The organism is Sphingomonas phyllosphaerae, assembly GCA_036946405.1.
Taxonomy (GTDB): domain Bacteria; phylum Pseudomonadota; class Alphaproteobacteria; order Sphingomonadales; family Sphingomonadaceae; genus Sphingomonas; species Sphingomonas phyllosphaerae_D.
Genome location: JAQIJC010000001.1, coordinates 3450674 through 3476259, shown reverse-complemented (window position 1 = coordinate 3476259; position 25586 = coordinate 3450674). Strand labels below are relative to the sequence as shown.

The 25586-nt window shown below is 69.0% G+C and carries 23 protein-coding genes and 1 riboswitch; of the genes, 12 read left to right on the top strand and 11 right to left on the bottom strand.

The features are described from left to right. Positions 1-26: 26 nt before the first annotated feature. The 7 genes from PGN12_16190 (at position 27) to PGN12_16160 (ending at position 8776) form a co-directional block, all read left to right on the top strand. Complete coding sequence (locus tag PGN12_16190; protein MEH3105428.1) at positions 27-1124, top strand: lactonase family protein; 1098 nt, start codon at positions 27-29, stop codon at positions 1122-1124. A 78-nt stretch (positions 1125-1202) separates the two neighbouring features. Then, complete coding sequence (locus tag PGN12_16185) at positions 1203-1709, top strand: 2Fe-2S iron-sulfur cluster-binding protein (protein MEH3105427.1); 507 nt, start codon at positions 1203-1205, stop codon at positions 1707-1709. Beyond that, entirely contained in the window at positions 1706-2695 is a 990-nt protein-coding gene (locus PGN12_16180) for a xanthine dehydrogenase family protein subunit M (protein MEH3105426.1), read from the top strand. Before PGN12_16185 ends, PGN12_16180 begins: the two co-directional genes overlap by 4 nt. Beyond that, positions 2692-5034 (top strand): xanthine dehydrogenase family protein molybdopterin-binding subunit, encoded by a 2343-nt coding sequence (locus PGN12_16175; protein ID MEH3105425.1) that lies wholly within the window; start codon positions 2692-2694, stop codon positions 5032-5034. The genes PGN12_16180 and PGN12_16175 overlap by 4 nt, the downstream gene beginning before the upstream one ends. A gap of 223 nt (positions 5035-5257) precedes the next feature. Next, positions 5258-5749: a nucleoside deaminase gene (locus PGN12_16170; protein ID MEH3105424.1), complete on the top strand. Its 492-nt coding sequence runs from the start codon at positions 5258-5260 to the stop codon at positions 5747-5749. A 437-nt stretch (positions 5750-6186) separates the two neighbouring features. Then, on the top strand, positions 6187-7455 hold the full coding sequence (locus PGN12_16165; protein MEH3105423.1) for an MFS transporter: 1269 nt from the start codon (positions 6187-6189) through the stop codon (positions 7453-7455). 70 nt (positions 7456-7525) lie between these two features. Further along, complete coding sequence (locus PGN12_16160) at positions 7526-8776, top strand: arsenic transporter (protein ID MEH3105422.1); 1251 nt, start codon at positions 7526-7528, stop codon at positions 8774-8776. Between the two features lie 117 nt (positions 8777-8893). Here PGN12_16160 and PGN12_16155 read toward each other — a convergent pair whose 3' ends face one another. Together PGN12_16155 and PGN12_16150 are read right to left on the bottom strand one after the other, a co-directional pair. Beyond that, positions 8894-9301, bottom strand: a complete 408-nt coding sequence (locus PGN12_16155; protein MEH3105421.1) for a hypothetical protein — start codon at positions 9299-9301, stop codon at positions 8894-8896. 261 nt (positions 9302-9562) lie between these two features. After that, positions 9563-10186, bottom strand: coding sequence for a TetR/AcrR family transcriptional regulator (locus tag PGN12_16150; GenBank protein MEH3105420.1), 624 nt, complete (start codon positions 10184-10186; stop codon positions 9563-9565). Between the two features lie 77 nt (positions 10187-10263). Further along, a riboswitch (glycine riboswitch) is annotated at positions 10264-10352 on the top strand. Between the two features lie 118 nt (positions 10353-10470). Here PGN12_16150 and PGN12_16145 point away from each other — a divergent pair. From PGN12_16145 to PGN12_16130, 4 genes are all read left to right on the top strand, one after another. Then, positions 10471-11883 carry an L-serine ammonia-lyase gene (locus PGN12_16145; GenBank protein MEH3105419.1) on the top strand — a complete coding sequence of 471 codons (1413 nt, stop codon included), beginning with the start codon at positions 10471-10473 and terminating at the stop codon, positions 11881-11883. A 154-nt stretch (positions 11884-12037) separates the two neighbouring features. Then, entirely contained in the window at positions 12038-12601 is a 564-nt protein-coding gene (locus PGN12_16140; protein MEH3105418.1) for a PAS domain-containing protein, read from the top strand. Then, on the top strand, positions 12594-16040 hold the full coding sequence (locus PGN12_16135) for a PAS domain-containing protein (protein MEH3105417.1): 3447 nt from the start codon (positions 12594-12596) through the stop codon (positions 16038-16040). Before PGN12_16140 ends, PGN12_16135 begins: the two co-directional genes overlap by 8 nt. Continuing rightward, positions 16033-16416 carry a response regulator gene (locus PGN12_16130; protein MEH3105416.1) on the top strand — a complete coding sequence of 128 codons (384 nt, stop codon included), beginning with the start codon at positions 16033-16035 and terminating at the stop codon, positions 16414-16416. The genes PGN12_16135 and PGN12_16130 overlap by 8 nt, the downstream gene beginning before the upstream one ends. Positions 16417-16508: 92 nt before the next feature. On the opposite strand, the gene PGN12_16125 is transcribed toward PGN12_16130, so the two are convergent. The 7 genes from PGN12_16125 to PGN12_16095 form a co-directional block, all read right to left on the bottom strand. Further along, positions 16509-16781 carry a CsbD family protein gene (locus tag PGN12_16125; protein MEH3105415.1) on the bottom strand — a complete coding sequence of 91 codons (273 nt, stop codon included), beginning with the start codon at positions 16779-16781 and terminating at the stop codon, positions 16509-16511. 67 nt (positions 16782-16848) lie between these two features. Then, on the bottom strand, positions 16849-17916 hold the full coding sequence (locus tag PGN12_16120) for a glycosyltransferase (protein ID MEH3105414.1): 1068 nt from the start codon (positions 17914-17916) through the stop codon (positions 16849-16851). Beyond that, positions 17916-19004, bottom strand: a complete 1089-nt coding sequence (locus PGN12_16115) for a glycosyltransferase (GenBank protein MEH3105413.1) — start codon at positions 19002-19004, stop codon at positions 17916-17918. The genes PGN12_16120 and PGN12_16115 overlap by 1 nt, the downstream gene beginning before the upstream one ends. Beyond that, entirely contained in the window at positions 19001-20113 is a 1113-nt protein-coding gene (locus PGN12_16110) for a glycosyltransferase (GenBank protein MEH3105412.1), read from the bottom strand. Before PGN12_16110 ends, PGN12_16115 begins: the two co-directional genes overlap by 4 nt. Next, positions 20110-21177 carry a glycosyltransferase family 4 protein gene (locus PGN12_16105; GenBank protein MEH3105411.1) on the bottom strand — a complete coding sequence of 356 codons (1068 nt, stop codon included), beginning with the start codon at positions 21175-21177 and terminating at the stop codon, positions 20110-20112. The genes PGN12_16110 and PGN12_16105 overlap by 4 nt, the downstream gene beginning before the upstream one ends. A 14-nt stretch (positions 21178-21191) precedes the next feature. Next, entirely contained in the window at positions 21192-22247 is a 1056-nt protein-coding gene (locus PGN12_16100) for an SDR family NAD(P)-dependent oxidoreductase (GenBank protein MEH3105410.1), read from the bottom strand. Further along, complete coding sequence (locus PGN12_16095) at positions 22244-23356, bottom strand: NAD-dependent epimerase/dehydratase family protein (GenBank protein MEH3105409.1); 1113 nt, start codon at positions 23354-23356, stop codon at positions 22244-22246. The genes PGN12_16100 and PGN12_16095 overlap by 4 nt, the downstream gene beginning before the upstream one ends. 165 nt (positions 23357-23521) lie before the next feature. Between PGN12_16095 and PGN12_16090 the strand changes: the two genes are divergently transcribed. Further along, on the top strand, positions 23522-24103 hold the full coding sequence (locus PGN12_16090; protein MEH3105408.1) for a histidine phosphatase family protein: 582 nt from the start codon (positions 23522-23524) through the stop codon (positions 24101-24103). A gap of 131 nt (positions 24104-24234) precedes the next feature. Here PGN12_16090 and PGN12_16085 read toward each other — a convergent pair whose 3' ends face one another. Together PGN12_16085 and PGN12_16080 are read right to left on the bottom strand one after the other, a co-directional pair. Beyond that, a complete protein-coding gene (locus PGN12_16085) occupies positions 24235-24633 on the bottom strand; it encodes a DUF6165 family protein (protein ID MEH3105407.1) in 399 nt (132 codons plus the stop codon). Next, a complete protein-coding gene (locus PGN12_16080; GenBank protein MEH3105406.1) occupies positions 24590-25501 on the bottom strand; it encodes a hypothetical protein in 912 nt (303 codons plus the stop codon). Before PGN12_16080 ends, PGN12_16085 begins: the two co-directional genes overlap by 44 nt. Between the last annotated feature and the right edge of the window lie 85 nt (positions 25502-25586).

Below are 25586 nucleotides of genomic sequence, written 5' to 3'. Positions count from 1 at the left end.
GGGGATAAAAGGGGTTGGCTGGCGCGATGAGCGACGATCGAACCCTGATGATGACGCGGCGCACCTGCGTCGGTGGCCTGCTGGCGCTGGGCGCATTGCCGGCGCGGGCGGCGGTGGCGGCGCCGGCATTATGGGTCGGCACCTATGTCGCCGAGGGCGGGGCGGGCGTGGTGCCGCTGCGCAAGGTCGGCGATGCGTGGGGGACCGGCGCGGCGGTGCCGGGCATTCGCAACGCCTCGTTCGCGGTCGGCGGCGCGCGCGGGCTGCGCTACGTGCTCGACGAGCAGCAGAAAGGCGGGCTGGGCGTCTACGATCGCGGCTTCCGCGGGGTTGCGACGTCGTCGACGCTCGGCGCGGACCCGTGCCATGCCGCGCTGTCGCCGGACGGCGCGATGCTGGCGGCGGCCAATTATTCGAGCGGGAGCGTCGCGCTCTGGACGCTCGACCGCGCGACCGGGCTGCCGAAGGGGCCGGTGCTCGCGCTCCAGCATCAGGGCAGCGGCCCCAACAAGGAGCGGCAGGCCGGGCCGCACGCGCATTGGGTCGGCTTCACGCGCGACGGGCGGACGCTCCATTCGGTCGATCTGGGTGCGGACGCGATCTTCGCGCACCGGCTTGGGCCGCAAGGTGTGACGGGCACCGACATCGCCTATCGTGCGACGCCGGGGTCGGGGCCGCGGCATCTGGCGCGGCATCCGCGGCTGCCGGTCGCCTATCTGGTCGCGGAGCTGGCGAATACGGTGACGGTGCTGCGCGCGTCGCCGGACGGGCGGTTCGTGGTGCGCAAGGTGCTGTCGACGGTGCCGCGCGCGTATCGCGGCGAAACCTATGCCGGGCATATCGCGATGAACGCGGCGGGCACGCGGCTGTATGTCTCGAACCGCGGGCATGACAGTATCGCGACCTTCGCGATCGATGGCGCGGGCGACCTGCGGCCGATCGGGCATGTCGCCAGCGGCGGGCATTGGCCCCGCTATTTCCGGTTGCTGGAAGCGAGCGGCGAAATGCTGGTCGCCAACCAGCGGTCGGGCGATGTCGCGCGGCTGCCGATCGGGCGCGACGGCGTCGTGGCGCGTCCGACGCAAGTGGTGCGAATCCCGTCGGCGGTGTTCATCGGCGTGTGACGACGATCTTCGCGCACGGGGCTTCCGTCGCGCGAAATGATTGTTATCCTGTGTTTCTGTCTCAAGATGGAGAGTGGGATGTCGATCGTCGTCAATGGCTTGGCGGTGGACCCGCCCGGCGATCCGCGCGTCTCGCTGCTGGATCACCTCCGCGAGACCTTGCACCTGACCGGCACCAAGAAGGGCTGTAATCAGGGGGCGTGCGGGGCGTGCACGGTGCTGGTCGACGGCGAGCGTATCCTGTCGTGCCTCGCACTCGCGGTGCAATATGACGGGCGCGCGGTCACGACGATCGAGGGGCTGGCGGAGGGCGATGCGCTGCATCCGTTGCAGGCGGCGTTCATCGAACATGACGGTTTCCAGTGCGGCTATTGCACGCCGGGGCAGATCTGCTCGGCGATCGGGATGGCCGCCGAGGCCAAGCGCGGCGTGCCGAGCCATGTCAGCGCCGATCTGGGCGGCGCGGTGACGCTGACGCGCGAGGAGGTGCAGGAGCGGATGAGCGGCAATCTGTGCCGCTGCGGCGCGCACAACGGGATCATCGACGCGATCCTGGAGACGGCCATGATGGAGGCGGGCGCATGACGCCGTTCAGCTACGAGCGCGCGGGTGACGTCGCAGAGGCGGTGCGGTTGGGCGCGACGCCGGGCACCGCGTATCTGGGCGGCGGGACCAATCTGGTCGACTTGTTGCGCGAGACGGTGGCGCGGCCCGAGCGGCTGGTCGATGTCTCGGCGCTGTCGGATGCGATCAACCAGACGGCGGACGGCGGATTGCTGATCGGGGCGGGCGTGCGCAACACCGCGCTGGCGGCGCATCCTTTGGTGCGGGAACGCTATCCGGTGTTGGCGCGCGCGATCCTCGCGGGGGCGTCGGCGCAAATCCGCAACATGGCGACGGTCGGCGGCAATCTGATGCAGCGGACGCGCTGCACCTATTTCTACGACACCGACGGATCGCGCTGCAACAAGCGAGCGCCGGGCAGCGGGTGCGACGCGCGCGATGGGTTCACGCGCATCCACGCGGTGTTGGGGGCGAGCGAGGCGTGCGTGGCGACGCATCCGTCCGATATGTGCGTGGCGCTCGCCGCGCTGGATGCGGTGGTGCATGTCGAGCGCGACGGCGCGACGCGGACGGTGGCGTTCGGGGACTTTCACCGGCTGCCGGGTGAGCGGCCCGATCTCGATACCGTGCTGGAACCGGGCGAGCTGATTACCGCGGTCGAGCTGCCGGTGCTGCCGGTCGCGGCGCGCTCGACCTATCGCAAGGTGCGCGACCGGGCGAGCTATGCCTTTGCGCTGATCTCGGTGGCGGCGGCGCTGGAGATGGACGGCGAGCGGGTTGCCGACGTGCGGGTCGCGTTCGGCGGGGTGGCGCACAAGCCGTGGCGCGCGACGCGGGTCGAGGACGCGCTGCGCGGCGCGGCGCTGACCGACGAGGCGATCGGCGCAGCGGCGGCGCGCGAGTTCGCGGACGCGCAATTGTTGCGCGACAATGCGTTCAAGCCGGCGCTGGCGACGCGGACTTTGGTGGCGGTGCTGAACGCGCTGAAGACGGGAGAGACGGCATGAGCATCGTCGACGACGCCAAGCAGGCCGCGCAGGGGCTGATGATGGGGGCGATGCAGAAACTGGTGCCGCTCGCGCCCGACAGCTGGATCCCGGGCGGGGTGCCGGACCCGCTGATCGCGCGCAAGCACGGGTTGATCGGGACGCCCGTGTCGCGGCTGGACGGGGCGCTGAAGGTCAAGGGCGCGGCGGCGTTCGCGGCGGAATATCGCTTCGAGCACATGACCTATGCCGCTTTGGTCTATGCGCCGATCGCGCGTGGGCGGGTCGCGGCGATCGACAGCACGGCGGCGGAACGCGCACCGGGCGTGGTGCTGGTGATGACGCATTTGAACGCACCGCGGATGAAGGACATGCCGGTGTTCGGATCGGCACCCAATGCGGTGGGGCCGCACAATCTGCCGGTGCTTCAGGACGATCGCATCCACTGGAACGGGCAGCCGGTCGCGTGCGTGCTCGCCGAGACGCAGGAGCAGGCCGATCATGCCGCGTCTTTGCTCAACGTCACTTACGACGCCGAGCCGTCGACCACGACGGTCGCGGGGGCGGTGGCGAGCGGGACCGAGCAGGCGATGTTCTTCGGCCAGCCGCTGCGCAACGACGTCGGCGATGCCGAGGCGCTGCTGGCGAAGGCGCCGGTGAAGGTGGATCAGGTCTATCGCACGCCGCGCCACAATCATAACCCGATCGAGCCGCACGCCGCGACGATCGCGTGGGTCGACGGCGGGCTGGTGATCCACGACGCCAGCCAGATGGTTTCGCAACAGGCGGAGTCGATCGGCGCGGTGTTCGGCCTGGCGGCGGACAAGGTGCGGCTGACCTCGCCCTATGTCGGCGGCGGTTTCGGCAGCAAGGGGCTGTGGGACCATCAGGTGATCGGCGCGGCCGCCGCCAAGCTCGCCGGACGCCCGGTGCGGATCACGCTGTCGCGCGAGGGCGTGTACCGGACGGTCGGCGGACGCACGCTGACCGAGCAGCGCGTCGCAATCGGCGCGCAGAAGGACGGGACGTTCGACGCGATCGTCCACACCGGCCTGTCGGTGATGACCCCGCACAACAATATGCCCGAGCCGTTCATCCTCGGCACGCGCTGCACCTATGCCGCGCGCAGCTTCGCGCTGAAGGTCGAGGTAGCGCGGATGAACATGCTCGCGAATACCTTCATGCGCGCGCCGGGCGAGGCGGTCGGCACCTTCGCGCTGGAGGTGGCGGTCGACGAGCTGGCCGCCGAGCTGGGGATCGATCCGGTCGAGCTGCGGATCCTCAACGAGCCGGAGAAGGACCCGCTGAGCGGTGTGCCGTTCTCGTCGCGGCATATCGTCACGGCGTGGCGGCAGGGCGCGGAGCGGTTCGGCTGGGCCGGGCGCGATCCGCGTGCGGGGGTGCGGCGCGAGGGCGAATGGCTGGTCGGCACCGGCTGCGCGACCGGCACCTACCCCTATTACCGGATGCCGGGGGCGGAGGCGCGGATCACGCTGACGCGCGACGGCGAGGCGGTGCGCGCGCAGGTCGAGGTCGCGGCGGCGGAGATGGGGATGGGCACCTCCACTACCACCGCGATCGTCGCGGCGGAGCGGCTGGGGCTGCCGATCGAGCAGGTCGAGGTCGGCTATGGTGATTCCGCGATCCCCGGCGCGATCATGGCGGGCGGGTCGCAACAGACCGCGGCGATCGGCGCGGCGGTGATCGCGGCGCATAACGCGCTGGTCGCCGAACTGCTGAAGCTGGCGGGCAACGACTCGCCGCTGGCCGGGCTGTCTGCGGATGAGGTCGGCAGCATCGACGGTGGGCTGGCGAGCCGTAACGATCCGGCGCGGCGTGAAAGCTACGCCTCGATCCTGTCGCGCGCGCAGCGCGGCGCCGTGTCGGTGACCAAGGCGGGGTCGATGCCGCTGGAGCTGATGCACTGGTCGATGCACTCGCACAGCGCGATCTTCTGCGAGGTGCGCGTCAATGCGGTGACGGGCGAGCTGCGGGTCAGCCGCTTGCTAGGATCGTTCGATTGCGGGCGCATCCTCAACCCGCGCACCGCCGCCAGCCAGTTCCGTGGCGGGATGATCATGGGGCTGGGGATGGCGCTGATGGAGGAAACCCAGTTCGACGAGCGCAACGGGCGGATCATGAACCCGAGCCTCGCCGAATATCACCTGCCCGTGCACATGGACGTGCCGGCGATCGACGTGATGTGGACCGACATCCCCGATCCGCACACCCCGATGGGCGCGCACGGGATCGGCGAGATCGGGATCACCGGCGTGGCGGCGGCGGTCGCCAATGCGGTTTGGCATGCGACGGGGAAGCGGGTGCGGGAGCTGCCGATTACGTTGGACAAGTTGTTGTAGGTCGATTGTCGTCCCGGACTTGGTCCGGGACCCCGCTTCTTCTTTCTTCGCCGCCGGCCGCCTCTGTCCACACGTCATTGCGAGCGTAGCGAAGCAATCCAGAGCCGGACCAGGACGCCCTGGATTTCCTCGCCACGATCGCAATGGCGAAGAAGCGGGGTCCCGGATCAAGTCCGGGACGACGGATTCGGGGTCGAAACCCGCGCTGCGGCGTTCACCGGCGATGACACAGGATGACGAACGCTGGATGCGCGAGGCGATCGGGGTCGCGCGGTCCAAGGGGAGCGACCCTTCCACCTCGCCGCTGGGATCGGTGATCGTGCGCGGCGGGCGGGTGATCGCCGCCGAGCGCAACCAGACCCACGAACTGCCCGACGCCACCGCGCATGCGGAAATGATGGCGATCCGGCGCGGCTGCGAAGCGGAGGGCGAGCTGGAGCTGCGCGATGCGACGCTCTATTCGACGCTGCAGCCGTGCGGGATGTGCACGATGGCGTCGATCTGGTCGAAGGTCGGGCGGGTCGTCTATGGCGCGGGGCGCGAGGACGTCCATGCGATGTATTTCGAGGCGAAGCATGTCGACACGCTGTCGTTCATCGCCGACGCCTATCGCGACGACATCGTGATCGAGGGCGGGTGCCTGCGCGACGAATGTGCGGCGCTCTACTATCCGCCGGATGCCGAACTGCCGGAGGAGGAGCAGGCGAACCTTTAGTGGGTGACGGCTTGCTTCTCCCCTCCCCTTCAGGGGATCGTTGCAAAAGGTCGGCGCAGCGCCCCTTTTCAAGCCGTACCCCGGCGGAGGCCGGGGTCCGATTGGAAAGGTCTTTCCGCTAGTTACAATCGCCTCCCGACTGGGCCCCGGCCTTCGCCGGGGTACAAGAAGGCGACTTTCGCAACGATCCCCTTCAGGGAAGGGGCCGAGGGTGGGGGACTCGCTCGCGCTACGTGCGCGGACAGGCCCCACCCCAACCCAGTCGCAGGTAAACGATGCCCCGCATCGTTTAGGTCATGCCGGCGGCATGACCGACCTGCAACTCCTGAAGGGGAGGGGCTTAAGAGAAGCACTGGTCAACAATATAAATCAGGTTTTACCGGGATATTTCGAACTGTTGCCGGGTTGGGCGCGCGAACGGTGGAGGAGCGCGGATCATGGCGACGGTGGCGGATACGCTTGGTGGAGGTTCACCGTCACACGCGGTGGAGCGGAAGCGCGCGACGCGGCCGCTTGAGGCGCTCAACTTCTTCATGGCGGACATGCAGGCGGGGATCGGCCCGTTTCTGGGCGTGTTCCTGCAGCAGCGTGGCTGGACGGCGGGGCCGATCGGATCGGTGATGACCGCCGGCGGAGTCGCCGGGATGTTGATGACCGTGCCCGCCGGCGCGTTCATCGACCATACCGAGAAGAAGCGGCTGGTGGTGATCGTCACCGGCATCTGCACCGTGATGGCGTCGTTCCTGATCCTGTTCTCGCAGGCCGGGTGGGTGGTGACGGTCAGTCAGGTGGCGACCGCGATCGCGGGAGCGGCGATCGGGCCGGCGGTGACCGGCATGACGCTGGGGATCGTCCGCCAGAAAGGCTTCAACGCGCAGAACGGGCGCAATCAGGCGTGGAACCATGCCGGCAACATGGTCGGCGCGGGGCTGTCGGGGTATCTCGGCTGGCGGTTCGGGATGCCGGCGATCTTCTATCTCGCCGCGGTGTTCGGGGTGCTGGCGATCACCAGCGTGCTGATGATCCCCGAGAAAGCGATCGACCACCGGGCGGCGCGCGGGCTGGAGAAGGGCGACGACACCGACGCGGAGGGCGGGCAGGCGGAGGGGTTCCGCACGCTGATCCGCAACAGGCCGATGCTGGTGCTCGCCGCGGCGCTGGCGTGTTTTCACCTCGGCAATGGCGCGATGCTGCCGCTGTACGGGCTGGCGGTGGTCGGCGCGGGCAAGGGCGACGCGGCGCTGTTCACCGCGACGACGGTGGTGGTGGCGCAGGCGGTGATGATCGTCGCGTCGCTGATCGCGATGCGGATGTCGGCGGGGCGCGGCTATTGGCTGGTGCTGCTGATCTCGTTCGCGGCGCTGCCGCTGCGCGGGGCGCTGGCGGGGACGTTCATCGAACATTGGGGCGTGTGGCCGGTGCAGGCGCTCGACGGGATCGGCGCGGGGTTGCAGAGCGTCGCGGTGCCGGGGCTGGTCGCGTGCCTGTTGAGCGGGACGGGTCGCGTCAATGTCGGACAGGGCGCGGTGATGACGGTGCAGGGCGTGGGTGCGTCGCTGAGCCCGGCGATCGGCGGGTGGCTGGCGCAGGAACTCGGCTATCACGTCGCTTTCTATGTGCTGGGCAGCTTCGCGCTGGTGAGCGTCGCGTTGTGGGTCGTGTTCGCGGGCGTGGTGCGTCAGGCGTGCGCGGCGGCGCAGGCGTGACGCGGACGCTGGCGGAGCAGCGGACGTTGGGGCAGGGGGGCGGCATGTTGATGCTGTCGGACCGCGCGCGATGATCCTTGCCACGGGAGCGACCTGGGGGATTTGCGCTGCCGCGACCGCGGGGGTGATCGCGCGCCCGTTTCGCTGGCCGGAAGCGATCTGGGCGGTGACGGGCGCGGTGGCGCTGATGCTGTTCGGGCTGGTGACGCCCGGCGATGCGCTGGGCGCGGTGGCGAAGGGCGCAGACGTCTATCTGTTCCTGATCGGAATGATGCTGTTGAGCGAGACCGCGCGCGAGCAGGGCCTGTTCGACTGGGTGGCGGCGACGGCGGTCGGCCATGCCGGGGGCTCGCCGACGCGGCTGTTCCTGCTGGTCTATGCGACCGGGGTGGTGACGACGACCTTCCTGTCGAACGATGCGACCGCGGTGGTGCTGACCCCGGCGGTCTATGCCGCCGCACGCAAGGCAAAGGCCGAGCCGTTGCCGTTGCTGTTCGCCTGTGCGCTGGTCGCCAATGCGGCGAGCTTCGTGCTGCCGATCTCCAACCCCGCCAATCTGGTGCTGTACGGGGGGAAGATGCCGCCACTGGGGGCGTGGTTCGCGTCGTTCGCCTTGCCGTCGGTGGCGGCGATCGTGGTGACATTCCTTGCCTTGCGCTATGTCGAGCGGGCGCGGCTGACGGGCACGTGCGAGGCGGCGGTGACGCGTGCGCCGCTGAGCGCGGCGGGCAAGGCGGCGCTGGCGGGGATCGCGGCGACGGCGGTGCTGTTGTTGCTGGTGTCGGCGCTCGACCGGCCTTTGGGGTTGCCGACCTGTATTGCCGGGGTGGCGACGATGCTGGGGGTGGCGGCGCTGGTGAAGCGCTCGCCGGTCGACACGATGCGCGCGGTGTCGTGGAGCGTGCTGCCACTGGTCGCGGGGCTGTTCGTGCTGGTCGAGGCGCTCGATCGCACCGGGGTGATCGCGTGGGTGGCGAGGGGCTTGCGCGGGCTGGCGGCGGACCCGGTGCGCGGCGCGGCGTGGAGCGGGACGATCCTCGCCTTCGCGTCGAACCTGATGAACAATTTGCCGGCCGGGCTGATCGCGAGCACCGCGGTGGCGCAGGCGCAGCCGCCGCGGGTGATCGTCGATGCGCTGCTGATCGGGGTAGACCTCGGGCCGAACCTGTCGATCACCGGGAGCCTTGCGACGATCCTGTGGTTGCAGGCGATCCGGCGCGAGGGGGAGGATGTCGGGTTCTGGCGGTTCCTGAAGGTGGGGGCGGCGACGATGACCCCGGCGCTGGTGGCGGCGTTGGGGGTAAGGGTGTTGATCGGTTGAGCCTTCTGCTCACCCCTCCCCCTCGGGGGAGGGGCCGGGGGTGGGGCAGTTCTGCGAGTGCGGCGCTTGTCACTGCCCCACCCCAACCCCTCCCCCGAGGGGGAGGGGCTTAACGGATCACCGTTGCGCGGTGCGCAGTCGGGCGACGCCGATGCTGTCCATCAGCAGCTCATATTGCGCGGGCGAGAAGCCGGCGCGGAGGAAGCGCTTCAGCTCGTCGGTCGGGATCGTATAGCCATAGTGCCAGCCGAGCACCGCGATGCGGCGCAGCGCCTCGAGCCGTTCGTCGGCGAGCATGTGGTTGTGCGGCGGCTTGAAGAGCACCGCCATCGCCTTGGCGATCCGGCCGGGCTTGTCGAGCGACCACAGCCGGTCCTTGCGCGCCAGCGCGACCACCGACCATTCGAGCGCGCTGAGCCGCGCCGGCGCGTCGGTCGGCAGCGGGTCGGCGCACGGCGTGATGGCGGCCGGCAGCGGGGCGGTGGTGACGACCGAGCGATCGTCGTCGAGCATCAGATAGGCCATGGGCGGACTCCCTTGGAAACGGACGGGCGCAGCCGTTCCCGGCGTCGCGGACGACGGGTGGAAGCGCTGGCAGGTGAAAGGCAAAGAGCGGGCGGGACGGCCCGTCAGGACGCGCCGGTACGAACGAAGTGACGAGGATCCATGAGCGGCTCCTGCGGTGAGGAGGAACCGCGCTGGCTCCTCATTCCATACCGTGTGGTATATAAAACGTCCGAACGCCCGTCAACGGCTTTGTGTACCGATCGGTAATTTATTTTTCGCTCAGGACGTCGGCCACATGGAGAGTGCGATCGACACGACCCCGTCGAGGTCGTCGCGCGTTGCGCCGGAGGTGGCGAGCACCGCCATCCCCTGCAGGATCGCGTAGAGGTAATAAGCCAGACGTTGCGGGTCGAGATGCTGTGGAAGGTCGCCGTCCTGTCGCGCCTGTTCGAAGCGCGCGACGAGCGCGGCGTTCGAGGACTGGCGGCGCTCCATGATGTGCGCCTTGATCGAATCGCCCTCCGCACCGCAGGCGGTGGCGCTGATGACGCCCATGCAGCCCTTGGGATCGCAGGTGCTGGTCTGCGCCGCGACCGCGCCGCGCATGAAATGCTCGGCGACCGCGCGCGCGGTCGGCTGTTTCAACGCCTCGCGGGTATAGGCCAGCTTCTCCGCCTCGTAACGGTCGAGCGCCTGGTGGAAGAGCTGTTCCTTGTTGCCGAACGCGGCGTAGAGGCTGGGCTTGGTGATGCCCATCGCGGCGGTCAGGTCCGCCATCGACGCGCCGTCATAGCCCTTCGCCCAGAAGACGCCGAGCGCGGCCGACAAGGCGGCATCGGGGCAGAATTCGCGCGGACGCCCACGGGTGGGAGCAGGGGCGTCGGCGGTGGTGATCGATTCCATAACGGGCGGTATATAATCATGCCGGCCCGCGGCGTCGAGGGGCGCTTGACCGGCCCTGCGTGCTCACCGATACCGGACGTGTCGATTTGGGAGAGACCGGGTGACGCCCGGCGCCGAAGGAGCAACCGCCCCGGAAACTCTCAGGCAGAAGGACCAGATCGGCGACGGACATCTGGAGAGAGGCGCGCGGTGATCCTTCGCGTCCGCCGACGGGATAGCGATCTCAGGCGCAACGGACAGATGGGGCATGATGGCGTCGCCACCGCGGCGTTCGGGGAGAGCACATGCACGTCGACACGACCCACCAGCCGCTCGATCGCTGCGCGACGCGCCCGATCAGCGTGGCGGAATTGTTCACGATCGGCGTCGGGCCGTCGAGTTCGCACACGGTGGGGCCGATGCGCGCGGCGTTCGATTTCGCACAGCGCGCGGTCGGGCTGGAGCAGGACGTGGTCGGCGTTCGCTGCGACCTGTACGGCTCGCTGGCGCTGACCGGGCGCGGGCACGCCACCGACACGGCGGCGATCCTGGGGCTGGCGGGGTGGGAGCCGGAGCGCGTCGACCCGGATCACGCGCCCGCGTTGCTGGAGGCGGTTCGCGAAACCTCCCGCCTACGGCTGGCGGGCGCGCGCGCGATCCCGTTCGCGGAGGCGGCGGACATCGTCTTCCACCCGCGCGACTTCCTGCCCGAACATCCCAATGGCATCAGCTTCACCGCGCGGCTGGCGGACGGGACCGGCTATGCCGAAACCTATCTTTCGATCGGCGGCGGTGCGATCCTGCGCAAGGGCGCGCCGGTCGCGGCGGGGAATGTCGCGGTGCGCTATCCCTTCTCGTCGAGCGCCGAACTGCTGGCGCTGGGCGACGCGACCGGGCTGACGATCGCGCAACTGGTGCGCGCCAACGAGGAAGCGTGGCGCAACGGCGCGGAGGCGGACGCGTTCCTCGATGCGGTGCACGCGGCGATGAACGCGTGCATCGACCGGGGGATCGCGCAGGACGGGCTGCTGCCCGGCGGGCTGAAGGTGCGGCGGCGCGCGCGGGCGCTGGAACAGGCGCTGACCGGCAACACGCCGGGCCGCAACCCGGCGGAGGTGTTCGAATGGGTCAGCCTGTGGGCGCTGGCGGTCAACGAGGAGAATGCGGCGGGCGGGCGCGTCGTCACCGCGCCGACCAACGGCGCGGCGGGGGTGCTGCCGGCGGTGCTGCGCTTCTACGAGACGCTGGTCGCGCAGACCAAGCCCGCGCCGGTGCGCCAGCAGGGCGTGCGGTGCTTCCTGTACACCGCGGCGGCGATCGGGATGCTCTACAAGAAGCGCGCGTCGATCTCGGCAGCGGAAATGGGTTGCCAGGGCGAGGTCGGCGTCGCCTGCTCAATGGCGGCGGGCGCGCTGGCGGCGGTGCTGGGCGGCAGCAACCGCCAGATCGAGAATGCCGCCGAGATCGGGATGGAGCATAACCTGGGGCTGACCTGCGATCCGATCGGCGGGCTGGTGCAGATCCCGTGTATCGAGCGCAACACAATGGGCGCGGTGAAGGCGATCAACGCCGCCTATCTGGCGCTGCGCGGCGACGGCAGCCACGTCGTCAGCCTCGATGCGGTGATCGAGACGATGCGGCAGACCGGCGAGGACATGCGGACGCAATATAAGGAGACCAGCCTCGGCGGGCTGGCGGTGAACGTCGTCGAATGCTGATCGGCGCGGACCCGATCGGTCTGTAACGGGTCAACGCGTCGACGGAAGACGGTTGTAGTCGAGGCGGCTTCATGCGTAATCCGTGTTTGGGACCCGAATGCGATCATGACCCCTACGCGGTCCTGTTCGGGCGAAGTGACCGAACCGGACCGGAGTGCGTGTGATCCCCGACCTTCCTGCCGCCTTGCTCGACTATCTGCGCCCGTCGCGGGTCGCGCTGGCGATCGCGTCCGCCGAGGACGACAATCCGCTGGTGGCGGTCAGCGACCGGTTCTGCGCGCTGACCGGCTATGATCGCGAAGACGTGATCGGACGGAATTGCCGCCTGCTCCAGAAGTCGGCCGCCAACGAGGAGCCGCGCGCGCGGCTGCGCGAGTTCCTTGGCAATCCGGCGCAGGAGAATGTCCGCACGCTGATCGTCAACTTCCGCAAGGACGGCACGCCGTTCGTCAACCTGCTCTATATGTCGCGGCTGCGCACGACCGACGGCACGCCGAGCTATATCTTCGCCTCGCAATTCGACGTCAGCCGCTCGCAACCCGATCTGTTGAGCGAGTATGACGAGGCACTCGGGCAGGCACTGGGACGGCTGACCCCGATCGTGGGCGAGGCCGGGATCGTCGTCGAGGGAACGTTGCTGACGATCGCCAACAGCGCGGCGACCGTGGCACAGGCCAAGGTGATGCTGGCGGGACTGGAGTACGCCGGCGGTGCCTAACCACGGCGCGGCCGACCACGCGGCCACCATCGGCGTGCCGGTGGTCGGGATCGGCGCATCGGCGGGTGGGCTGGAGGCGTTGCGCGAAATGCTCGCCCCCGCGCAACGCCCGACCGGGCTGGCATTCGTGGTGGTCCAGCACCTCGATCCCAATCACGAGAGCATGTTGGCGGAGTTGCTCGATCGGGCGACCAGCTTGCGGGTGTTGCAGAGCGCCGGCGGCGAGCGGATCGAGGCCGATACCGTCTATATCATTCCGCCCGGGCGCGGCCTGGCGATCCGCAACGGTGTGCTGGAGCTGACCGACTTCGCGCAGCCGCGCGGGATGCGGCGGCCGATCGACGACTTCTTCCAGTCGCTGGCCGGCGACCAGCAGTCGAACGCGGCGTGCGTGATCCTGTCGGGCACCGGCGCGGACGGGACCACCGGGCTGCGGGCGATCAAGGAAAACGGCGGGGTCGGGGTCGTCCAGCAGCCGGAGAGCGCCCGCTACGACGGGATGCCGCTGTCGGCGGTCGGCACCGGGCTGATCGACTTCGTCAAGCCAGCGGGCGAGATCCTGGAGTGCCTGCAAGCCTTCTTCCAGCGCCGTAATACCGAGCCGGGCGCGGCCGAGGCCGGGGTGGTCGCGGATCATGTCGACGATCTGTGCCGCGTGCTGCGCACCGCGATCGGACACGATTTCTCGGGCTACAAGCGTTCGACGCTGATCCGCCGTGTCGAGCGGCGGATGCACGTGCTGGGGATCGACACCGGGCGGGACTATCTGGCGCGGGTGCGCGGCGATTCGGCCGAGTGCGCGGCGCTGTTTCGCGACCTGCTCATCAACGTCACGCGCTTCTTCCGCGATGCCGATGCGTTCGAGACGCTGCGCAAGCAGGTGATCGAGCCGTTGCTGATCGGCCGCACCACCGAAGACGATCTGCGCGTCTGGGTGCCGGGCTGTTCGAGCGGCGAGGAAGCCTATACGATCGCGATGCTGTTCGCGGAGGCGGCGCGCAAGGCCGATCTGCCGCTGGCGGTGCAGATCTTCGCGACCGACATCGACGAGCAGATGCTGGCGATCGCCCGCGAAGGCAGCTATCCGGCGGCGGCGCTCGTCGACCTGCCGCCCGATTTGCGCGAGCGCTACACCGTTCCCCATGCCGAGCGCTTCACGATCACGAGCCAGATCCGCGACATGATCCGCTTTTCGAGCCACAGCCTGGTCAAGGACCCGCCCTTTTCGCGCGTCGATCTGGTATCGTGCCGTAACCTGCTGATCTATTTCGACGATCGCCTGCAGCAATCGGTGATGCCGCTGTTCCATTATGCGCTGCGTCCTGGCGGGTTCCTGTTTCTCGGCCCGTCGGAGAGCATCGGCCGGTTCGAGCAGCTGTTCACGGTGGTCGACCAGCACGCGCGGTTGTTCGAACGCGCGCCGGGCGCGCCGAGCTACCCGATCGATCTGCCCGGCAGCGCGCGCGCGATCGGCCCGCGACGTGAGCGCGAGAGCCGTGGCGACACCGCGTCGCTGAGCGCCGAGAGCGTCGCAATTCGCCGGATCGTCGATCGCTACGCACCGGCCAGCCTGATCGTCGATCAGGACGGCGGGATCACGGCGGCCTATGGCAAGCTGAGCCGCTACTTCGAATTTCCGGTCACACGCACCGGCGGGAGCAGCGCGATCAACCTCGCGCGGCCCGGATTGCGCACGGTGATCGGTCCGTTGCTGCGGCAGGCGCGCGACGAGCGACGACGCGTGGTGGCGCGCGATGTGGAGGTCGAAGCCGACTACGGCGTCCAGCCGGTCGAGGTGATCTGCGACCCGCTGGGCGACGGCACGCTGCTGTTCGTCTTCCGCGACAGCGGGGCGTTCCGGCCGTCGGATCAGAACGAGCTGACCGATCTTTCCGCCAGCGGCGACCATCTGGAGGCGATCGAGGACGAATTGCGGCTGACGCGGCATCGGCTGCGCTCGGCGATCGAGGAACTGGAAACCGCGAATGAGGAGTTGAAAAGCTCCAACGAAGAAATGATGTCGATGAACGAGGAGCTTCAATCGACGAACGAGGAATTGTCGACCGTCAACGACGAGTTGAAGAGCAAGGTTGAGCAATTGACGGTCGCGCTGTCCGACCTGCGCAATTTCCACCAGTCCACCGAATTGGCGGTGGTGGTGCTCGACGGCCAGTTGAAGGTGCGGACCTATACCGACGCCGCGGTGTCGATCTTCCCGCTGCAGCCCGCCGATCGCGGACGACCGCTGAGCGATGTCGCGAGCCGGCTGCAGGGCAGCGACTATATGGAGGATGCACGCGCCGTGGCGGCCGGCGCGCCGGCGACGCAGCGGCGCGTGACGACGAAGGACGGCGAGCGCGTGCTGTCGTTGCGCGTGTTGCCGTATCGTACCCAGACCGGCGCGATCGATGGCACGACGCTGGTGCTGACCGACATTACCGAGGCGCTGTCGCTGGAACGACAGCTCGCCGCCGAGCGCGAGCGGCTCGATCTCGCGATCAAGGCGGCCGGGATCGGGGTGTGGGAATATTGTCTCGAAACGGGCGAGGCGGTGCTCGACGCGGTCGAGCGGCAATTGTTCGATGTCGCCGGCGAGGACGCGGAGCGGATCGATCCGTTGCTCGACCGGATCGACCCCGACGACCGGGGCGCGGTGGAAACCGCGTTGCGGCAGGCGGTCGAGCGCAACGGCGACTATGAGGCGACGTTCCGGCTGCGCCCGGTCGCGGGCGAGACGCGCTGGGTGAAGGGGTTCGGTCGCGTGGTGGCGGGCAGCAACCCGCCGCGGCTGGTCGGCGTGTCGATCGACGTCACGCCCGACTATACGCTGGCGGAAACGCGCGAGTTGATGCTGCGCGAGATGAACCACCGCGTGAAGAACCTGTTTGCGGTCATCGCCGGGATGATCACGGTCGCGGCGCGCAACCATGACGAGGTGCGTTCTTTCTCGACCGACCTGCGGCATCGCATCGCGGCGTTGGGCGCGGCGCACTCGCTCGCCTCGCCCGCCGGGCAGCCGCAGGCGATCGGGCTGCGCGAACTGGTCGAGGCGACGCTCGCGCCGTACCGCGACCATTCGGATATCGTCGTCGAGGGACCGACGGTCGCGCTCAACCGCCAATGCCTGTCGTCGCTGGCGCTGATCCTCCACGAATGGGCGACCAATTCGGTGAAATATGGCGCGTTGTGTGGGCAGGGCGGTGCCGGAGACAGCACCGGCCTCGCCGTCCGCTGGCGCCTGACCGAGCCCGGGCTGGCGGTGGACTGGGACGAGGTCGGACGCGGGGATCAGGAAGCGGACGGGTCGCAACGCGGGTTCGGATCGTTACTGGTCGAGACGAGTGTCCGCCAACTGTCGGGCGAAGTATGGAGCGAGGTAATGGGACGATCGTTTCGGTTGCGCATGAAACTGCCGGCGAGCGTGCTGGCGCGTGACTGATCTCGCCACCGCCGACGTCCTGCTGGTCGAGGACGAATTGTTCATTGCGCTCGATCTTCAGGAGACGATCGAGGAAGCCGGGTTCCGGGTGGTAGGGCCGTGTGCGACCGTATCGGAGGCAGAGGCGGCGATCGCGGCGCATGCGGCGGGATTCGCGGCGGCGGTATTGGACGTGCGGCTGGCGGACGGGCCGGTGTTTCCGGCGGCGGACCGGCTGAGTGCCGCGGGCGTGCCGTTGCTGTTCCATTCGGGGCACGCCGACGATGTCGCGCTGCGCCAGCGCTATCCGGGAGCGGTGGTCTGTCCGAAGCCGAGCGCGCCCAGTGCGTTGGCGGATGCGCTGCGCGGGTGCGCGGCGGGGCGTCGAGCGGCGTAGGGAATAAGGTCGTCTGACCGAGAGAAGCGCGACCGTTCGCTGCGCTTCGGAAGCACGGAAGGAGGGGAGGCGGCTCCCCTCCTCGCCGCGTTTTACTTGCCGCGCAGCGTGTTGAGCAGCGCGAGGCCGATCACGCCACCCACAGCGGCGGCGGCGAACGGACGCTCGTTCATGAACCGGCGCGCCTGGTCGATCAGCGGACGGACGCTGTCCTTGGCCTCGCCATAGGTCTTCTGGACGGTGCCCTCGGCGCGGTCGGCGGTGCCTTCGGCGCGCAGCTTGTCGTCCCCGAATGCCTTGCCGAGGCCTTCCTTGAGCTTGCCGCCCAGATCGGTGGTCGTGCCGGTCAGCGTGTCGCTGTTCATCGAACATCTCCTTGTTTGGGTTCGCGGGGCATAACCGGGATCAAGAGCGGTTCGTTCCGCACAAGTTTTAGGCGGTCGCGAGCCTCGACCTCGCCGCTTCGCGCAGATGCGCTTCCAGTTCGGCGGCGCGGTGGTGGGCGGTGTGTTCGGCGAGAACGCGCGCGCGGCCGGCGGTGCCGATCGCGTCGAGATCGGGGCGGGCGAGCGCCGCGGCGACATCGTCGCTGGTGTCGGCGAGCAGGATCTCGGCGTCGGGCGTGAGCAGTTCCTCGATCCCGGGCCAGCGATCCGAGACGATCGGCGTGCCGCAGGCAGTCGCCTCGAACAGCCGTACCGACGGCGACCAGCCGGCGGCGATCATATCGGCGCGGGTGACGTTGAGCGTCGCGCGGCTTGCCGAATAGAAATCGGCGTGATCGGCCGGCGGAAGGTGCTCGATCCGCTCGACGTTGGCGGGCCAGTCGATCGTGGCGGGATATTGCGGGCCGGCGACGACGAAGCGCTTCTCCGGATGGCGGCGCGCGGGCTCGATCAGCAGGCGTTCGAGCGTTGGCTGGCGATCGTCGCTATAGGTCCCGAGATACGACAGGTCCCAGCGCTTGGCCGTGCCGGTCGGGCGGTAGCGGTCGGCGTCGACCGAGCAATAGAGCGCGCGCGCGGCGGGGCTCTTGTAGCGTTCCTCGATCAGCCGCAGCGTCGGGCCGCCGGTGAACGAGCAATAGACGTCATAGCCGGGGATCACCTCGGGCGAGACGTAATCGCACGCCCCGCGCGCGAGCTTGGCGAGCGTGACCGGCGTGTCGATGTCGTAGAAGGTCGTGACGCCGCGCGCCCATTGCTGGACCAGCTTGCCGACCTCGACGCCGTCGGGAACGTAGGAACCGACCATCACCGCATCGGCCTGCTCGATCTCCGCGCGCCAGTCCGCCAGCGCGGCGAGGCTGTCGTAGAGTTCGAGGCGGCAGTAATCGGGGGCGGGTTCGTCGCGATGCGCGGCATACCAGGGCATGTCGCGTTCGAGGAACAGCACCTCATGCCCGCGCGCGGCGAAGGCGCGGAGCAAGGCGCGGAAGGTGGTGGCGTGGCCGTTGCCCCAGCTGGAGCTGAGCGAGAGGCCGAGGACGACGAGCTTCATTACGCGGCCTCGCGCTGGCGGGCGACATGCGCCTTGAAGAGCGTGTCGACCTGCGCGCCGCGCAGGTCGTAGGTGTGTTCGGCGAGCACGCGCTTGAGCGCGGCCTGGCCGATCGCTTGCGCGCGCTCGGTGGTCAGCGCGGCGAGATGGTCGGCCACGTCCTGTCCGTCGCGTGCGACCAGCACCTCGTGGTCGGGGGTGAGAAACAGCTCGATCCCCTCCCACGCATCGGTGATGAGGCAGGCGGCTGCGCCGGCGGCTTCAAAGACGCGGGTCGCAGGCGAGAAGCCGATGTGCGCCATCGAATCGCGCGCGACGTTGAGGACCGCGCGCGGCGTGCAGTTGAAGGCGTTGTGCTCGGCGGTGAAGACATGGCCGCGGTGGCGGACGTTGCCGGGCATTGCCTTGCTGTCCCAGCCGTTGCCGCCGATCAGGAAACTCTGCTGCGGGAGCAACCCGGCGGGGCGGAGGAAGAATTCCTCGACGCGCGCCTCGCGGTCGGGAAGGCGGTTGCCGAGGAAGGCGAGGTCGCAGGCGAAGCGGTCGTCGGCGGGGACCGGATGATGGGTTTGCGGATCGAGCGCGTTGTAGACGGGGATGCACTGCGCCGCGCCGAAACCGCGATAGGCGTTCACGACCGGGTCGCCGCCACCGTAGGTGAGCACCATGTCGAGGTGCGGCAGCGCGGCGGTGACCGGGTGATCGGGGTCGGCGCGCATCTCGTCGAGCGTCGCGGCGGCGTCGACGTCCCAGAAGATCTTGAGCGCCTCGGGGCGGGCGTGCGCGATGATGCCTTCGAGCAATTCGCGGTCGAACACGCCGACGCCGTTCGCCTTGACGACGATATCGGCGTGTGCCGCCTCCGCCAGCACCTCGCGGAGCGCGTCGGGCGTCGCGGGGTAGACGACGACCTTGGCGTAAGCCGGCGGATCGATGTCGCGATGCTGCTGCCGCTCGAACGCGTCGGGTTCGTAGAAGGTGATGTCATAGCCGCGCTCGCCGAGCGCGCGCAGGATGCCGCGGTAATAGGTCGCCGCACCGTTCCAGTAGGAGGACAGCAGGCTGGACCCGTAGAAGGCGATCTTCACGCTGGAATGCTCCGTGAATGGGAGGGGGCGTCGAGCTGCGCGAGGATTGCCAGCAGTTCGTCGACGCGGTGCGCGCAGGTGTGGCGCGCGCGAATGGTTTCGAGCCCGGCGGCAGCGAGCGACGCGCGAAGGGCGGGGTCGTGGCGCAGGTCGCGGAGGATGCGCGTCATGTCGTCGGGGGTCTGCGCGAACAGGAAGTCGGTGCCGGGGCGGAAGAGCTGCTCGGCATCGTCCCATGGTGCGCTGGCGAGCGGCAGGCCGCAGGCGAGCGCTTCGAAGACGCGGATCGTCGGGATGCCGGGCAGGATCGTCGTGTAATAGCGGCGCGGGACGTGGACGGTCGCCAGCGCACGCGCGAACAGCGCGGGTGCGGCGGCGTTGGGTGCCCAGCCGTGATAGCGCGCGCGATAGGCGGCGAGCATCGCCTTGCCGTCGTCGGGATAGCGGACGCCGTAGATGTCGAGCGGCAAGCCGGCATCGCGCGCGGGAGCGAGCAGATAGTTCTCGATCTCGGCGGTGCGCTCGCCGTCGCCCCAATTGCCGATCCACACGAGCTTATCGCGCGCCTCGCCGTCGACGGGGAAGAAGCGGCGGGTGTCGGCGGCCTCGTGCCACGTCCAGACGCGGTCGCCCCAGCCCCAGCCGCGATAGACGCGCGACAGCGCCTCGCCGAACGCGAGCACGCCGTCATAGCCGTCGAGATCGTAGGCGCGCATCTCCCCGGGCGCACTGACCGCGCGGTGGTGCGTGTCGTGGAACAGCAGGGTGAAGCGCGCGCCCTCGCGGCGGAGTTTGCCGAGCGCGGCGACCAGATCGTGCGCGTTCCATTCGTGGACGATCACCACGTCCGCGTCGTCGACCAGTTCGGTCAGGTCAGCGTCGGGGGCGAAGGTCTGCGACGACAGTTCGGGATAGGCGGTGCGGTACGCGTCGAGCCCGGCCTCGCCATGGTCGGCGAGCAGGTTTTCGAGGCTCCATGCATTGGCGGGTTCGTAGACGCGGACGTCGTGGCCGCGCGCGATCAGCTCGGAGAGCACGCCGCGCAGGAAATGCGCGTTGCCGTGGTTCCAGCACGAGGCGAGGCTGTGGGTGAAATAGACCAGCCTCATGCCGCGACCCGCTCGCCGGTGGCGGTGACGCGGTCGAGCAGCGCGGCCATCGCACGCGCGGTCTGCTCAGGCGCGTAATCGAGCGCGCGGGTGCGGGCGAGCGCACCGCGGGCGAGGCGCAGGTCGGTGTCGGCGGCGAGGGTTGCGATGGCGCGTGCGAAGCCGTCCGCATCGTCGGCCGCTATGAAGGTCGCTGCGCCGTCCCACAATTCGCGGAAGGTCGGGATGTCGGACAGGACCAGCGCGCAACCGGTCAGCGCCGCCTCCAGCACCGCCAGCCCGAACGGCTCGTAATGAGCGGCCGAGGCGAAGATCGGGCGGGTCGACAGCGCAGCGGCGATGGCGGCGTCGCTGATCCGGCCGAGCGGTTCGAGATGGTGGAGCTTTTGATGCTCGCCATGCGGACCGCGCGCGGGGCCGGCGGCGCGGAACGGCAGCGGCAGCAGGGCGGCGGCGCGATCGAGCGTTTCGATATTCTTGGCGCGGTCCCACAGGCGTCCGGCGGTGAAGGCGCGCGCGTAAAGCGCACCGGTCGCTTCGGGCAGAGTTCGACCATTGTGGATCGCGCGCGGCGCGACCGGGAGCGCGTAGAGACGCTGGACCGTCGCGGCAAAGGCGCGGGTCGGGCAAACGATCGCATCGGCACGCGCGAGGCCGCGTGCGACCAATTCAGTCTGCCACGCGAGATCGGCGGGGAGCGGGCCGTGTTCGACCGCCTCCCACCAGCTCGCGACGCAGCTATGCACGACCGCGACGACCGGCATCGCGAAATCGGCGATGGCGAGCGCGGGCTGGTTGAGTTGCACCACATCGACCGCGCGTGCGGCGGCGAGCGCGGCGATCGCATCGGCGGAGTTGGCCACCGCCTGCGCATCCTTCGCGAGCCAGTCGAGCGGGAGGCGCGTGTCGATCAGCGTGACGCCGGCCGCCTCGGCCTGCGCGTGATGCGCGGGCGAGGGCGCGGGGCCGAGCGTGGCGACGTCGACCGACCAGCCGGCATGAACCAGATCGGTCGCGAGCTGAAGCGCATATTGCCAGACGCCACCGACCGCGTCGGCGGTCATCAACAATCGTCCTGTCACGCAGCGACCTCGATCGCGGGCGTTTCGGCGGCGGCCTGTTCGCGCTGCAACCAGTCGGCGAGTGCGCCGACGCCCTCGCGCCAGTCGCGGCGCGCGGGCAGGTCGAGCGTCGTACCGGCCGCGCGCGCGTCGGCGACGAAATAGCGCTGGTCGCCCGCGCGCCACCCGGAATAGCGCACGTCGACCGGGCGGCCGGTGAGCGTCGCGATATGCGCGAGCAACTGGCGGAGGCTGACCGCATTGTCGGGTCCGCCGCCGAGGTTGAAGGCGCGCCCGGCGACATCGTCGATCCGCCGCCACGCCGCGAGATAGGCGTTCACCGCATCGCGGACGTCGAGCACGTCGCGGACCTGATGTCCGTCGCCGTACAACGTGATCGGCTCGCCGTTGAGCGCGCGGATCAGGAAGTGCGCGACCCAGCCCTGATCCTCGGTGCCCATCTGGCGCTGGCCATAGATGCAGCTCATCCGGAAGACGCAGGTCTTGAGCCCGAAGCTGCGCGCATAATCGAGGACGTATTGGTCGGCGGCTCCCTTCGACACGCCATACGGTGTGTGGAAGTCGAGCGGGCGTGCCTCGCCGATGCCATGCGCGCGGACGTGCGGGTCGACGGGCCGATAGGCATCGTTTTCCAGCACGAAATCAAGGTCGGCGAGGTCCCCGTACACCTTGTTCGTCGAGGCGAAGATCAGCGGGACGTCGGGGGCGCGGGTGCGGATCGCCTCGAGCAGCTGGAAGGTGGCGGTGATGTTGGTGGTGAAGTCATCGGCGGGGTCGTCGAGGCTGGTGGTCACCGCGACCTGCGCGGCGAAGTGGAACACCGCCGCTGCGCCCGCGACCTCGTCGGCGAGCCGCGCGGCGTCGCGGATGTCGGCGTGGACGAAGCGGATGCGCGTGCCGTGGCGCTCGCGCAGCCAAGCGAGGTTGCGCTCCACCCCGGCGCGGGCGAGCGCGTCGTAGACGAGCACGTCATGCCCTTCGCCCGCCAGCCGGTCGGCGAGGTTCGAGCCGATGAAGCCGGCCCCGCCGGTAACGAGGACCGGCCCCCTCATGCGACCAGCCCGCGGCGCTCGAGCTCGGCGCGCATCGTCGCGACCTTGTCCTCGGCGGTCTGTTCGGCGACCCATTCGGCGAGTTCGGCGAGCCCGGAGGTGAAATCTTGGCGAGCGCGGAAGTCGAGCCGTTCCTGCGCGAGCGTCGTGTCGCAGAAGCAATGGCGGATGTCGCCGATCCGCGCCTTGCCGACGATCTCCGGGGTCAGATCGTTTTTGCCCATCGCCTTGGCGAGTTCGGTCGCAACCTCGGTCACGGAACGGTCATGCCCGGAGCCGATGTTGAACGTGCCGCCGACCGCCTGCGGGAGGAACAGTGCATCGGCGAAGGCGCGCGCGACGTCGCTGACATGCACGAAGTCGCGGCGTTGTTCGCCGTCCTCAAAGATCATCGGCTGCTGGCCATTGAGCAGGCGCGACGCGAAGATCGCGAGCACGCCCGTGTACGGATTGGAAAGCGCCTGGCCGGGGCCGTAGACGTTGAACAACCGCAGGCACACGCCCTCGATTCCATAGGGCGCCGCCATGATGTGCGTCGTGCGCTCCTGCACATATTTGTTGAGCGCGTAGATCGAGGCGAGGTTCGGCTGCTTCCACTCGGGCGTGGCGACGGGCGTGAGCGGGCGGCCCTGCGCATCGACCGGCTCCCAGTTGGTCAAACCGTCGCGCAGCCCCTTGCGCTCGGCGTCTTGGACCATATTGCCGTCAGCGTCGCGGTACAGCCCCTCGCCATAGATCGACATCGACGAGGCGGTGACGACGCGGCGCACCGGCTTGTCGATCAGTTTCTCGAACAGCACCGCGGTGCCGACGTCGTTGGTCGAGGTGTAGCGCTCGACCTCGTACATCGACTGGCCGACGCCCACCTCGGCGGCGAGGTGGATGACGCTGTCGACGCCGTCGAGCGCCTTGCTGACGACATCGCCGTTGCGCACGTCGCCGCGGATCAGCTCGACCGCATCGTTGAGGAGCGGCGGGCGCTCGCAATCGCCATGGACCTGCTCGATCAGGCTGTCGAGCACGCGCACTTCATGGCCGCGCGACAGCAGTTCATCGGCGACGAAACGCCCGATGAAACCGGCCCCGCCGGTGATGAGAATGGTTTCCACGAATATTCCTCCCGCCCCGCAATTGATCTCAATCAATGACACGCACGCGCATTGCTGATTGATTGCGCGAAGAAGAACATCTTCTACTTAGCTTGGTTCCGTATATTATTGCGTTACCGTAATTTTTATGGACAAAGCGGTTGAATTGATACAGATCAATCCGGCATGGCCATAAGTGTTTTGCTTGCCCGACACGGGCATCATGAAGAAGTCGGCCGCGTGCTGAGCGGTCGTTCCAATATTTCGCTCGATGGGCAGGGTCGGTCGGAGGCGGACGCGCTTGCACGACTGGTCGCGCCGCGGGGCGTCACGCGGATCGTCAGCAGCCCGCGCGCGCGAACCCGCGAAACCGCGGCGGTGGTCGCGGCGGCGCTGGGATTGCCGGTGGCGGTCGATGCGGCGCTGGACGAGGTGGATTTGGGTGATTTTACCGGACGCTCCTTCGCGGCGCTCGACGGCGATCCCGATTGGGAACGGTGGAACGCCGAACGCGGGGCGGCGCGCTGTCCGGGCGGCGAGACGATGGGCGAGGCGGTCGCGCGCGCGGTGGGGTTCGTCGCCGGGTGCGGGGAGGGCGTGACGTTATGCGTGTCGCATTGCGACGTGATCCGCGGGGTGGTGGCGCATTATCTGGGGTTGCCGCTGACGCGGATCTTCTCGCTCGGGTGCGATCCGGGGTCGGTGACGACGCTTTCGCTGGAGGGCGAGGGGGCGGTGGTGGTGGCGTTGAACGAGCGTTTGTTCTGACACATGGGCGGTGCGGTTGGGGCGGCGTTGGGGACCGACTTGAGAGACATGGGCCCCTGCCTTCGCAGGGGCCCATGGCTGTCTGATCTAGCGGTGTTGTCGCCCCGCGCACGCGGCGGCTGTGTCAAAAATCAATTCACCGCCGCATAGCTCTTCTCTTCGATCAAGTCCGATTCCAGTGCGACGTTGATCGCGCGCTTCAGCGCGGCGCGCTCATCGTTCTTGACGTAGACGGCGCGGGCCAGCCGGATGAACTCGCCACCGAAGCTGCGCGCGGCTTCCTCGCGGCGGATCGCGTCCTCGATCTCCCACAGGTCCTCGTTGACCGACTTCAGTCGCGCATAGAGCGAGGCGACCGCGTCCTGCCCGAGCACCCCCGCGCCGATCCGCGACAACAGCGAATGTTCGCGCGCGACATTGGCGCGCGCGTCGGCGCGATCGATGCGGTGCTGCTTGATCTCGAGGATCGTGATCTTGTCGAGCAACTCACCCCAGGACACGGGCACGGACGGGCTGGGGAGGCTGGCCATGGTCTTCTCCTTGAATCATGTCGAGATCGCGCGCGATGGCGGCGAGTGGCGTCTGCCAGTCGCCTGCGGTCGGCTGCGCATAGAGGCGGGTGTGCGGATACCAGGCGCTGTCGCGGCGGGCCGGGTCCCAGCGCCAGTCGGGCGCGGCCTTGAGCAGCAGCCATGTCGGGCGACCGAGCGCGCCGGCGAGATGGGCGATCATCGTGTCGACGGTGATGACCAGCGCGCAACCCGCGACGAGCGCGGCGGTCGCGGTGAGATCGAACGGGCAGCCTTCGGGGTTGATGACGGTCAGCGTGGTCGGCGCGCTGACCAGCGACAGGCACGCGTGCCGCGACGCGATCGGTGCGAGCAGCGCGGGCGGCACCCAGCGTTCGGCATCCCAGTCGCCGGCCTGCCAGCACAACCCGATCGTGTCGTCGGCAAGCGGGGCGGGCGCGGCGTTCAGATAGGGGACGGGAACGTCACGTGGCGTGCAGCGGAGCGCGGCGGGAAGCTCGGTGATCTCGATGTCGCACGCCGACGGCGGCAGCGGATGCGCGACGTCGAACGTGGCGAGCGTGACGCCGGGGAAGTGCAGCAAGGCGTGGAGCCGCGCCGGGGCCTCGACGGTCACCGATCGCGCACGCTGCGCCAGCACCGGAAGGAAGCGCGCGAATTGCAGCGTGTCGCCGAGCCCGTGATAGCAGCGCACCAGCACGGCGCGATCCTCGACCGGCCCGCCGTCCCACACCCAGCGCTGGTGATAAGGGAGCGCCGGATCGTCGCGCGTCGCGGGATCGCGTGCGGCAAGCACGTCCCGCTCGATCGCCCAGGCGTCCTCGTAGCGCTCCTCGCGCATCGCCCGGGTCCAGCCGTGATCGCTCATGCCGCCGCAAACGCCGCACACCCCGGCGGCGGTTCCGAACTATTAAGTTGAGCGAGATCAAGCGGGTGGAACGCGCCCGTCGAAG